The following is a 12938-nucleotide window of genomic DNA, read 5'->3' on the forward strand; positions in this document are numbered from 1 at the left end:
TTATTTAAGAATGATCAAATCGGTACCTTCCAGTACAGAATCGCCTTTGTTTACTTTAATTTCGGCAACTTCTCCGTCGCGGTCGGCCTGAATGGTATTTTCCATCTTCATCGCTTCGAGAACGAGCAATTTCTGACCTTTCTTAACGGTATCACCCGCCTTGCAGTCGATGCTCAGGATTACTCCCGGTAGCGGTGATTTAATAGCCCCTTTTCCTCCGCCGCTTGACGGACGCGCTACGACCGGTGCGCCGGTTGATGTCGTGGGGGCTTGTGCCGGGCGTTTAACGGCGGCTACCGTCTTTTTCGCCGGTTTGTCCATCATTACCTTGTACGGCGTACCATTCACTTCCACTTCTGCGATGTCATCTTCTACGCGGTTTACCGTCACGTTATAGAGGTTGCCGTTGATTGTATATTTAAATTGTTTCATTGATTTAATTGTTAGTAATTGTATAAAATAAGACCTTTTTTCTCGTTCACTTTTTATCCGGCAAACTGCGTAATCCGTAGATTTTAGAACTCCATGGCGAATAATTTCGTGTGACCCTGTGAATCGTCAGTACCGTATTCTCAAAGTCATGCGCATCTTCAGCCACCTCGTAGAGTGCCGTTGCTATGGCGGCAAATACGGCTCCGGGTTCGTTGGTGTTGTGGGTTACCGAACGTCCCCCGCTGACTTTCTCCGCTCTGCGGCGACTCATCTTAATCGCACTGCGTCCCACCTGTTTGAATATGAGGTAGAGCAAGAGCAAGCCGAGGAATACGACGGTCATAGCCGTGAGTGTCATGCCGACTCCGAACGAGTCGTTACGCTGAAAGTTTTCGATTTTTTCGTTCGAATCGAGCGTTTTGTTATTCGTGTCGGGAGTGACTTTCGAAAGTGCTTCCCAAGTGCCCACTCCGTCGAGGGTCAGACCGTAACTGACGTCGGGCTGCTGACCGGTAGGAATGGTAACCTGATCAATCAGGGTCTTTCCATCCGAGTCGAAGAAAAAGAGACGGTTCTCTTTTTGGGGATCGAGTACAAAGTTCAAATGAAACGTTCCGTGAAACGGTCTGTTATCAGCCCAGAATAACACATGCTGACGGGGAGGGATTTTGGTTTTCACGTCTCCTTTCGGGATCATGTATTTTTTGGGATCGCTCGGATCGTTCGAGATGTAACATCCTCTGATGTCGACTGTTCCGGGCGAGTTGTTGTACAATTCAATCCATCCGCTTCGTGAACCGTATTCGTCGACGAAATTATCGACATTGATGACAAGCACTTCGTTCAGGCGTATGGATGAGGTTGACTGCCCGTTGGCATAGAAACCGCCGATCAGCATCAGTATGGCTAAAAATATTCCTGTTTTCTTCATTTTTCAAATTCTGATAATAAATTACAAAGGAATATTTCCGTGTTTCTTTGCCGGGTTCGTCAGCTTTTTCGTATGAAGTTGCTGCAATGCGCGAATGATGCGGAAACGGGTGTTACGCGGTTCGATCACATCGTCGATATAGCCGTATTTCGCTGCGTTATACGGGTTGGCGAAGAGTTTATTGTATTCCTCTACTTTTTCGGTCATCAAGGTCGCGGGATCAGCCGCTTCTTTCAGTTCTTTGGCATACAGTACTTCGGCTGCACCCGATCCGCCCATGACGGCGATTTCGGCTGTCGGCCATGCGTAGTTCATGTCACCGCGCAGCTGTTTACAGCTCATCACAATATGCGATCCGCCATACGATTTGCGCAACGTAACGGTAACTTTGGGTACGGTTGCTTCACCGTATGCGTAAAGCAGCTTGGCTCCGTGCAGGATGACCGCATTGTATTCCTGCCCTGTTCCGGGAAGGAAGCCGGGTACGTCGACGAGTGTGACGATCGGGATGTTAAAAGCATCGCAGAAACGTACGAAGCGTGCGCCTTTGCGTGATGCGTTGCAATCCAGTACTCCTGCCAGAAATTTGGGCTGGTTGGCTACGATGCCGACGGACTGGCCGTTGAATCGAGCAAAGCCAATGATGATATTTTTGGCGTAGCTGGGCTGTATTTCAAAGAATTCGTTATTATCAACGATGGTCCGGATCACTTCGTACATATCGTAGGCCTGGTTGGCGCTGTCGGGGATGATCTCGTTCAGGTTGTCGTCGAGACGGTCAATCGGGTCATTGCATTCCGTATAGGGAGCTTCTTCCAGATTGTTCTGCGGGATATAGCTGAGCAACTGGCGAATCATGGCAAGTCCTTCTTCTTCGGTAGCTGCCGTAAAGTGGGTAACCCCCGATTTCGTAGAGTGAACGCTTGCTCCACCCAGATTTTCCTGGGTCACATCCTCCCCTGTTACGGTTTTCACCACTTTCGGCCCGGTGAGGAACATGTACGATGTGCCTTCGGTCATCAGGGTGAAGTCGGTCAATGCCGGCGAGTAAACCGCTCCGCCGGCACACGGTCCGAAGATTCCCGAAATTTGCGGGATCACACCCGATGCGAGAATATTACGCTGGAAGATTTCCGAATAGCCGGCCAAGGCGTTGATACCTTCTTGAATACGGGCGCCTCCCGAGTCATTGATTCCGATACAGGGCGCTCCCATCTTCATGGCCATATCCATAACTTTGCATATTTTTTGCGACATCGTTTCCGACAGAGAGCCACCGAACACGGTGAAATCCTGTGCAAAAACGTAGACAAGCCGTCCGCCGATCGTACCGCATCCGGTCACCACCCCGTCGCCGAGAATTTTCTTCTTATCTTGTCCGAAGTTCACACAGCGGTGTTCGACAAACATATCCATTTCTTCAAAGCTCCCTTCATCCAGCAGCATGTTAATACGTTCACGAGCTGTATATTTCCCTCTTTCGTGCTGTTTCTCGATCGCTTTTTCACCGCCGCCCAAGCGTGCTTTCTCACGCAGGGCAATCAGTTCTTTTATCTTTTCAAGTTGATTACTCATTATTTTTGATGTTAGTAGTTAATATTTGCAGCATAATTATTTCATGCACAGCTCGGTGAGTACGCCTCGTGTCGATTTGGGGTGCAGGAAAGCAATCTGAAGTCCTTCGGCACCGGGACGTGGGGCTTTGTCGATGAGCTGTATGCCCTTCGAGGCAGCTTCATCAAGCGACTGCTGTACGTCGGGAACGGCAAATGCGATGTGATGAATCCCTTCACCTCGCTTTTCAATAAATTTTGCGATGGTACTGTCCGGGCTGGTAGGCTCCAGTAATTCGATTTTCGTCTGTCCGACTTTGAAAAACGCTGTTTTCACTTTTTGGTCGGGCACTTCTTCAATGCTGTAGCATGTAAGTCCTAATACCTGTTCATAGTAGGGACGATGTTCCTCAATGCTGTTAACGGCAATGCCAAGATGCTCAATGTGCGAAATTTCCATAGTAAATCTTTATTTATATGTTCGTAATTATCGCACAAAGGTATGAAATAAAATTGAGAAATGGGGTGAAAGGAAGGGGTACGAAAGATCTATTTTTTTTACATCTTGTCAGGAGGAGGGAAAGCATACTGCTTCCTGCCGATCATCCGGCATATAGGATTGAGAAGACCTTTCAGCTCGGCCGTCAGTCGTGTACACGGGTGCCGATCGGTTCACCGAGCATCACTTTCTTCAGGTTTCCGACGGTATCCATATCGAATACGATGAGCGGAAGGCCGTTTTCTTTGCACATCGTCGTGGCCGTCAGGTCCATCACCTTCAGGTTGCGACGATAAATTTCGTCGAACGTAATTTCGTCGAATTTGACGGCCGACGGGTCTTTCTCCGGGTCGGCCGTATAGATTCCGTCTACGCGTGTACCCTTGAGCATCACGTCGGCTTCCACTTCGATGCTGCGCAGCGAGGAGGCCGTGTCGGTAGTGAAGAACGGATTGCCCGTGCCGCCGGCGATAATCACGACCTGTCCGGCTTCGAGACGTTCGACTGCCCGTGTCTTGCTGTAATATTCGCCGATCGGTTCCATGCGAATGGCGGTCATGACGTAAGCCTTGATCCCCACGCCCTGAAGTGCCGAGCTTAGTGCCAAACTGTTGATGACTGTGGCCAGCATCCCCATTTGATCGCCTTTGACGCGATCGAAGCCCTTCGTTGTACCGCTCAGTCCGCGGAAAATGTTCCCCCCGCCGATGACGATCGCGATCTGAATCCCCATATCGGCAACCTCTTTGATCTGGGTTGCATATTCTGTGAGGCGCACCTCGTCAATACCGTATCCTGTGTTACCCATCAACGACTCGCCACTTAATTTCAGTAAAATCCGTTTGTATCTCATCATGATCGATTCTTGTCTTGAATTGCGGCAAACATACATAAAATCTTTGGAATATACGCCAGTTTAATCAAAAAGCAGAGACTTCAATCCAAAAAGCATCGAAGAATCATCCATAATCATTGATTGTCAGCCGATTGAAGTTTAGAGCATCCCTATACGATTTATCATTTAACCGCTGAAATGGCTTTCAGACTCCCTTTAAAAATAAAAATAAACGTTCGACTTAAACTTTTTCATTTATTTTTGCACTCGCGTCTCTGATAGGAAGTCACGGATGAAATGAAAAAGATAAATGACATCGCCTCTCTCTATAATCTCTATGTAGACCATCTGTATACGTATGCCCTTTATTTGGGCTTCGATAAAGAGACAATCATGGATGCCATTCACGATGTGTTCTGCAAATTAGCTGCCGACCAAAAAAAACTTCACGATGTATCGAATATAAAATTATACCTTTTCAGAGCCCTAAAAAACAGACTGTACGACATCTTTAAGACTCGACGCGAATATGTCGGGCTATCCATCATCGAATCACAAGAGATGCCCTTCGATATACAGATAACCATTGAAGATCCGCTCATCGACAGAGAAGAGCAGCAGCAAATAGAACATTCTGTAACAGAGATGCTCCGTAGTCTGACCGAACGCCAGCGAGAGATCGTTTATCTGCGTTATATTCAGGAATACGACTATGAACAGATTGCCGAATTGTTGCATATCAGCGTGCATGGTTGCCGGAAGCTGCTTTCCAAAGCGATGCAGAAGTTACGCGATACGTATGGATTTAAGTCTATGCTTTTTCTTCTTCTCTGAAACTTTTGCATTAAATTTTTGATATTTTTCAAAAGAAGGGGATAAAAAATAAGTTCTGTCGTCTTTATAAAGAAAACAGGATTCAAATACATTGTTACATATGCCAAGTTATTCACATTATACGGACTTTTTAAAAGACGAACAGTTTATCCGGTGGCAATTGTTGCCGGATGAAGAGCTGAATGCTCGATGGCAGGATTTTATGGAGAAACATCCGCATCTGGATGAAGAGATTCGGCAGGCCATCCATTATTTGAAGACAACAGGCCTTAATAAGAACAGATTGAACGAAGAAGATCGCAGGCAACTTTTTCGGAGAATACAATCCACTATCGAACGAAACTCGAGAGCGATAAAAGTACGCCGTATGATACGATATGCAGTAGCTTCATGTGCCGCCATCGCATTGGCCATTGCAGGGTTGCAATTGTTCAGGTTCATTCATCCGGAAGAAAGATCGGTAATGCCATTTGGTACGGAGCGGATTGTCGGTAATTTGTTGAACCATGAGGACATTCAACTTATCTCGGGCAAAGAGTCGCGATCCTTCCAAAACAATATTAAATTAAATATCAGTGATAAAGGGGATATTACCGTTATGCAAGAAAATGAAAGAGAAGAGATGATTGATATGGACAAGGCCTCGATCAATCGACTCGTTGTTCCATACGGGAAGCGAACACAGTTAACTTTGTCTGATGGTAGTAAAGTTTGGTTGAACTCAGGTACGGTGCTGGAGTTTCCGGCAGAATTTTCGGCCCAAAATCGTGAAATAAACTTGATGTCCGGAGAGATATACGCCGAAGTGGCTCCTGATAAAACAAAATCATTTTATGTGCATACGTCTGATTTTCATGTAAAGGTGTACGGTACCAAGTTTAATATTTCACACTATTCCGATTCTCCCCAATCTGTAACGTTAGTAGAAGGAAGCGTAGCCCTTCGATCGGGAACTGACAGCGAATGGTTCTTATCGCCCAATGAACAGGCAGTCTACAAGAAGAATGGAATGTTTGACAAACAAGCAGTAGATGTAAATAGCATCATCAGCTGGAAAGACGGGTATTTGACATTGGACAGGACTCCTGTGTCTGAGGTGTTGAAACAGATCGGACGGTATTATAACCTTGCGTTCGATTACAAAGCAGATGTGAACTTGCAGAAACGGACGTGCACGGGGAAGATTTATCTGTCGGATAACCTTGACTATGTAATGACAACCGTAGCCTTGTTGTCGTCGACCGGATATGAGAAACAAGGAAACAGGATATATATCATGAACGAACCGAATTAAAAACCGATGATGCCTATGAGAAAGTTTAAATGACCTTTATAAAAAAAGATAGCCGGGCAGATACCGCAAATATCGCCCGGCCGAAGTGAAATTAATTATCAGGAATATTAATAATTAAAATCGTACAAATATATGAATAAACAATATATTGGGGAAAAAGCATCTCCCAATAAATTTAAATGTAGTTTAAAAATTAAAAGCATAAGAATCTTCACCTTTTGTGTGCTGTTTTTTTCGGCGATGAACAGCTATTCGCAGCAATTTACCTTCAAACAGAAATCGATTACCCTTAAAGATATCTGCAATAAAATAGAGAAGGAAAGCGATTTTATCTTTGTTTTTTCGGATCATAGTGAAACCAAAATCAGTAAGAAAATTGATATTGATGTTCATGCAAAAAACGTAACGGATGTTTTGGATATCATCTTCTCCGGTACGGGGCTTGCTTACAGGATACTGGATAAACAGATTGTCGTTTATGAGAAAAAGAGTATGCCGACGGAGGAGAGGCCCAGGCAGAGGAATGTGATTATCGGAGCGGTTGTAGATGCGAAGACCGGCGATCCGCTGGCCGGTGCCTCGATCCTCGTGAAGAACTCCGATCCTCCGCGCGGAGCGACGGCCGATGCGGACGGAAAATTTGAACTTACAGCGACCTCGGGCGATGTTCTCGTCGTGAGTTTTATCGGATATGTTACCAAAGACGTTCATATCGGGAATCAAAAGATTCTGAGTATTCCGCTCTCGGAAGATGCGCAGGCATTAGGCGAGGTCGTGGTGTCGGCCTTTAATACGGGACAGAAGAAAGCGACCATGACAGGCTCGATACAAACCTTGCGTCCGAGTGATCTGAAAGTTCCGGCCACGAATCTGTCGACGGCTTTTGCCGGGCGTCTGGCCGGAGTAATCGCCTATCAGCGCAGCGGGGAGCCGGGGAGTAACGGTGCCGATTTCTTTATACGCGGTATCTCGACGATGAGCGGTGTGAACAGCCCGTTGATTATTCTTGACGGGGTAGAAGTCTCGAAGGCAGACTTAGACGCCTTAGACCCCGAAGTGATCGACGCATTTTCCGTATTAAAGGATGCAACGGCTTCTGCCATGTACGGTACACGCGGAGCGAACGGGGTGCTTATCATTAAGACGAAAAACGGAGCCGATCTGGATAAACCGATTATAGGTGTACGTATGGAGTCGTATGTAAACACGCCGATCAACGTACCTCAAGTAACCGATCCCATTACGTTTATGCGCATGTTCAACGAGGCTGTCACCAATCAGGGTACCGATGCACTCTTGTATTCACGGGAGAAAATGGAGGGGACTTTGAAGGGACTCGATCCTTATTTGTATCCGAATGTTGATTGGTATAAAGAACTGTTTAATTCCGCCACGTTTAATCAGAAAGCGAATTTTAATGTGCGGGGTGGTACGAGTAAGATTACCTACTTCATGAATGTGAACGGTGTACACGAGAGCGGTATGCTTAGAGGGCGCAGCAAGGATTTCTTCTCGTTCGACAATAACATTAACTATATGAAGTATGCTTTTCAGAACAATATCGACTTCAACCTGTCCAAGCGGTCTAAGATCGGGCTTAACCTGAATGTGCAGCTTAACAGCCTGCATGGCCCCATTACGGCCAGTAACGGAGGAGGAGGGATCGGCAACATCTTCAATGCCATTATGCAGAATAACCCGGTGGACTTTCCGATTATGTATCCGCAAGGAACTGATCCGTGGTATCATTGGGGAGGGACGCGTATCGGTTCTACGCCGATCGAGAATCCGATGATTGTGGCCACTGCGGGTTATAAGGACATGTTCGAGAGTACGGTTGTAGCCATTCTCAATTACAGTCAAAAACTGGACTTTATCACCAAAGGCCTTGGCTTTAAAGCGCTCTTCTCATTCAAGAACTGGAGTCGAACGACGAATTTCCGTTATCAGGGATACAATAAGTATTTCCTTGAAGGAGTGACAACCGGCCCGGACGGTAAGACCGTCTATAAGCAGGTTTCGGAAAGCGGATCGCCTTCCAAGCCGAATTTGAATGCCGGATCAGGAGTGAGCGGAGACCGAAGCTACTATTTCCAGAGCTACTTGGATTATAACCGGTCGTTCAACGATCATAATGTTTCTGCCATGCTGCTCTATAACATGAGCGAATATAATAACAATGTGATCGGGAACAATAATCTCATCGGGTCGCTGCCCAAGCGTAAGATAGGTTTTGCCGGACGTGTTACCTATGATTATGCTCACCGATATATGTTTGAAGTCAATGCAGGATACAATGGCTCGGAAAACTTTGCAGCGGGACACCGCTTCGGTTTCTTTCCGTCCGTCGCTGCCGGATGGAATATCAGTGAAGAAAAATTCTGGAAATCGCTCAAGCCGATCGTGTCGAATTTTAAAATACGCTCTTCGTACGGTTTGGTAGGAAATGACCAGATTGGCGGCGAACGATTCATCTACATGGGAATCGTTACGCTGAATAATACGCCGGGGTATACGACCGGATACGACGGTTCGACGATAGAGCACAAAGGCCCCACTTATTCGCGACTTCAAAACGATAACATCACTTGGGAAATAGGACGGAAGTTCAATTTGGGCGTGGATCTGCAGTTGTTCGATGCGCTGAATCTCACGATCGATATGTTTAGCGAAATACGCAGTAATATCTTCCAGCAAAAACAATCGATCCCGAACTCGTTCGGTACGGCCGACACAAAGATATTCGGGAATTATGCCAAAGTGAAGAACCGGGGATTCGATGCTGCGATAGATTACGGCAAGCGGATTAACAAAGACTTTTCACTGCAATTCCGAGGTTCTTTTACTTTTGCCCGCAATCAGGTGCTCGAGTATGATGAAGCGCCGGGCTTGCGTCCCGCACTTCGCAGAGTCGGTCGCCGGTTGAATACCTATATGGGATATGTGGCCAACGGACTGTATATTGATCAGGCTGATATTGAGAACAATCCCAAGTCTACATTGGGAAACATTACGATTGCTCCGGGCGATATAAAATATGTGGATCAGCCCGATGCCGACGGAAAGTACGACGGACAGATTACGTCGGACGACCGGGTTGAGATCGGCTATCCCCATATCCCCGAAATTATTTACGGCTTTGGCCCTTCCATGAAGTATCGCCATGTGGATCTGTCGTTCTTCTTTCAGGGGCAGTCGAATGTGTCGCTTATGATGAATGGTTTTCATCCCTTCGGCACACAGGAACGGCGGAATGTACTGCAATGGATAGCCGACGACTATTGGAGTAAGGACAATCAGAACGTCCATGCGCGCTATCCGCGTCTGACGCATCATTATAACGATCATAACCGACAATATTCCACGTATTGGCTGCGTGACGCATCATTCTTGAAGCTGAAAAATCTGGAGATCGGTTACACGTACAAATCCGTACGTATCTATGCCAGTGCAACGAATCTGTTCACCCTCTCCAAATTTAAACTTTGGGACCCTGAACTGGGAGGAGGAAGCGGCATGAGCTACCCCTTGCAGCGCACATATAATCTGGGACTGCAAATTAAATTCAACGATAAATAGTGTTTGTTCGATTAATATATAAAGATCATGAAGATAGGATATAAAATACTTGTTTTAGTACTGATTGTGGCAGGCTTTGCTTCCTGCAACTTTTTGGATGTCGTACCTGATGAACGGACTACGGATACCGACACGTATGCCGGACGCAACAACGGGATCGATTATCTGTACTCGTGTTACGCCTACCTGCCTAACCCCGCCAATACGCCGGGAGGACTTGACCTCCTTACGGGTGATGAGGTGATCACCGCTTTCGAGCACGAAACATTCGCTGCTTTCCCGAAGGGAAACTATTCGGCATCGGCACCCGTAATTTCGTATTGGAACACGTTCTTTCAAGGGCTTCGGCAATGTTACATGTTTATGGAAAGAATCGACAAATTTCCCGATACGACCATCGATGAGAAGAAAGATTATCGAGCTCAGGCCAAATTCCTGATCGCATATTATCATTTTTTGCTTGCGCGTGCTTACGGGCCGATTTTGCTCATTAAAGAAACTCCTTCGACCGATATTCTTGCCGCTGACTATCCGGGCCGGGAACCTTTCGACGAATGTGTGAACTGGATTTGCGATCTGCTCGACGAAGCTGCGAAAGACCTTCCTCCCAAACGTGATATCAAGACGCAATACGGTTTGGCAACCAGCGTGATGGCCAAAGCCGTGAAAGCCAAAATGCGACTTTATGCCGCTTCGCCGCTTTTCAACGGAAACAGTATGTATGCCGATTTCAAAGACAGGCAAGGGAGGCTACTCATGCCCGCTGCGTATGATCCGCAGAAATGGGTGAAGGCGCGTGAAGCGATCAAAGAAGCCATCGATCTGGCCGAAACCAGCGGACATGCGCTGTATGCGAATGATGCGTATCGTAACGGCGATAACTCGGCCAATCGATTTCCCGAAGTCGGAGTGGTACGGCGCATGCGTACATTGACGCTCGACTGGAAAGGAGCTGCCAATCCGGAAGTCCTGTTTGCCGATACGCGGGGCGAAGGATATTATGATCTGCAACTCAAATCCATGGCAAGAACATCGGCCGATAACGGAGCAAATGGCGTTTCTCTCACTTGGGCTATGCTCAACCGCTTTTATACGAAGAATGGTCTTCCGTGGGATGAAGATCCGGCATTTAAGTCGGAAAATAAACTTGCGGTCGTCAGTATTGATGCCGCACACGCCGCTTACGGAAAAGAGGGAGAAAAGACGATCGCTTTCAACCTGAATCGTGAACCGCGCTTCTATGCATGGGTCGGTTTTCAGGGCGGTTACTTTGAAATACTGAACGGCGATGACAACGCCTATCCCATTCCTGCGTATATGACGGAGCGAGGACGTGTCATACTGAGTTTTTTTAAGAATGGGAATCAGGGGCGAAAGAACCGTACCAATAACTATTCGCCCGCCGGATACCTGAATAAGAAAGGGACGGACCCGAACATGATCATGAAAAAGTCGGGGTTCACCCGTTTAGTCTATCCGTGGCCGGTGATTCGTCTGGCCGATCTGTATCTGGCTTATGCCGAGGCATGCGTGGAAACGGACGATTTGGAGACGGCCAAGACCTACCTGAATCGTGTACGGGTGCGTGCCGGAATCCCTACGGTAGAGACTGCCTGGAATGGCATCGCCGTACTTGATCAGGCCAAACTCCGCCAAATTGTACGTCAGGAACGTCAGATTGAGTTTTATCTTGAGAATCAAAACTTCTGGGATATGCGTCGCTGGCTGCTGGCAGAAAAGGCTTTCGGCAAAAAAGCACAGGGTTTGAATATCGAGGCGAACAATATCGACGACTTCGCGCAACTCAAAGAAATCGCGTTTGAACGCAAGTTTGAGTCTCCGAAAAACTATCTGTTGCCTATCCCGAGTGCGGATATCAACCGAAATCCCAAACTTGTCAATAATCCCGGTTACTAACATCTAACAATTTATACGGACTATGAGAAAGATATTTTTATATGCTTGCGCAGGCGCTTTGATATTGTTTGCGTATACCGGATGCCAGAAAGAGGATTCAGGTCCTTTGCCTGTTAATATCGATGCATCTTCATTAGCGGTCGAATCGCAGGAAGGCGCCGTTAAGATAAGTTGGAAGATTCCCGAAGCAGCCAATTATCACTATATTCGGGTAACCTACCAACACCCCGGCACTGGAAAAGAACACCGTCGTTTGGCCAGTATGTATGCCGATCATATCGTGATCGACAACTTGTTGAAACGCTATGGCCCCATCGAATTCAAATTAGTGCCCGTAACCGAACGCGGACGTGAAGGTGAAGTACGTACCGTGACGGCCGAGGCACGCGCGTTACCTAAAGTAATGAAAATCGTTACGTCGTCGAAAAAACAGATGACCGTAGACCCGACGCAGATTTGGGCCAGCAATCCTCAAAACGATCAGGAAGGGCAGGTAGCCAGTCTGGTCGATAATGATTACAAAACGATTCTTCATTTCAGTTGGAGCAATCCCAAGCCTTTTCCGCATTATATTGTGATGAAGATGCCCGATCCGGTCCAAACGTTGAGTTTCTTTCTGAAAAATCGCACGCATGCCAACAACAATAATCGCCCCAAGAGTATGAACCTTTGGGTGAGTGCTGCCTTCGACGGAACAACTTTCCGTCCGTCCGATTTCTCGGCACACAAAGTGGCCGAATTCAGAGGAATGCCGGAAGGTAGCGGTACGGAAGTCGTCTCTCCGGGATATCTTCTCCCTTCTCCGATGCAGTATGTCTGGTTTGAAGTACTCGAGCCTCACGGAAGTCAACAATGGTTTTCTGTGGCGGAAATAAAACTTTACCGGTATAAAATAGAAATATATGATCCGGAAACGGGAGAAACGACGGTATTATAATTCACTTATCTTATTGTCTCGGAAAGCACCCTCGCCTTTCCCTTACCTGTAGAGGGTGCTTTCCTTATGTACAAAGCCTCTCTTTGCTTAAGCGCCGGTCACTCTTGCTTACGCGATATAAGTTTCC

Annotated in this window: 10 protein-coding genes; 5 read left to right on the forward strand and 5 right to left on the reverse strand. The window is 46.9% G+C overall.

Going from position 1 to position 12938, the window contains the following annotated elements; translation table 11 throughout:
- The 5 genes from Tanf_RS12475 to pyrH all read right to left on the reverse strand — a co-directional run bounded on the left by Tanf_RS12475 (window position 1) and on the right by pyrH (window position 4271).
- Window positions 1–432: an acetyl-CoA carboxylase biotin carboxyl carrier protein gene (locus Tanf_RS12475; RefSeq protein ID WP_046826076.1), complete on the reverse strand. Its 432-nt coding sequence runs from the start codon at window positions 430–432 to the stop codon at window positions 1–3.
- Window positions 433–478: 46 nt separating this feature from the next.
- Window positions 479–1363 (reverse strand): lamin tail domain-containing protein, encoded by an 885-nt coding sequence (locus tag Tanf_RS12480; RefSeq protein ID WP_014224386.1) that lies wholly within the window; start codon window positions 1361–1363, stop codon window positions 479–481.
- Between the two features lie 21 nt (window positions 1364–1384).
- Window positions 1385–2938: an acyl-CoA carboxylase subunit beta gene (locus Tanf_RS12485; RefSeq protein ID WP_046826077.1), complete on the reverse strand. Its 1554-nt coding sequence runs from the start codon at window positions 2936–2938 to the stop codon at window positions 1385–1387.
- A gap of 36 nt (window positions 2939–2974) precedes the next feature.
- The gene (gene mce / locus Tanf_RS12490) at window positions 2975–3376 is read right to left on the reverse strand and encodes a methylmalonyl-CoA epimerase (protein ID WP_046826078.1); all 402 of its coding nucleotides are present in this window, start codon (window positions 3374–3376) and stop codon (window positions 2975–2977) included.
- A gap of 184 nt (window positions 3377–3560) precedes the next feature.
- Window positions 3561–4271, reverse strand: a complete 711-nt coding sequence (gene pyrH / locus Tanf_RS12495; RefSeq protein WP_046826091.1) for a UMP kinase — start codon at window positions 4269–4271, stop codon at window positions 3561–3563.
- A 276-nt stretch (window positions 4272–4547) separates the two neighbouring features.
- On the opposite strand from pyrH, the gene Tanf_RS12500 reads away from it, so the two are divergent.
- The 5 genes from Tanf_RS12500 (at window position 4548) to Tanf_RS12520 (ending at window position 12811) form a co-directional block, all read left to right on the forward strand.
- Window positions 4548–5084: an RNA polymerase sigma factor gene (locus tag Tanf_RS12500; RefSeq protein ID WP_014224390.1), complete on the forward strand. Its 537-nt coding sequence runs from the start codon at window positions 4548–4550 to the stop codon at window positions 5082–5084.
- A gap of 100 nt (window positions 5085–5184) precedes the next feature.
- Window positions 5185–6378 (forward strand): FecR family protein, encoded by a 1194-nt coding sequence (locus Tanf_RS12505; protein ID WP_052449112.1) that lies wholly within the window; start codon window positions 5185–5187, stop codon window positions 6376–6378.
- 132 nt (window positions 6379–6510) lie between these two features.
- A complete protein-coding gene (locus tag Tanf_RS12510; RefSeq protein WP_052449113.1) occupies window positions 6511–9957 on the forward strand; it encodes a TonB-dependent receptor in 3447 nt (1148 codons plus the stop codon).
- A gap of 27 nt (window positions 9958–9984) precedes the next feature.
- Window positions 9985–11874: a RagB/SusD family nutrient uptake outer membrane protein gene (locus Tanf_RS12515; protein ID WP_014224393.1), complete on the forward strand. Its 1890-nt coding sequence runs from the start codon at window positions 9985–9987 to the stop codon at window positions 11872–11874.
- A gap of 22 nt (window positions 11875–11896) precedes the next feature.
- Window positions 11897–12811: a DUF4959 domain-containing protein gene (locus tag Tanf_RS12520; RefSeq protein ID WP_046826079.1), complete on the forward strand. Its 915-nt coding sequence runs from the start codon at window positions 11897–11899 to the stop codon at window positions 12809–12811.
- Window positions 12812–12938 lie beyond the last annotated feature (127 nt).

The sequence above is a fragment of the Tannerella forsythia genome (assembly GCF_001006485.1).
Lineage (GTDB): Bacteria > Bacteroidota > Bacteroidia > Bacteroidales > Tannerellaceae > Tannerella > Tannerella forsythia.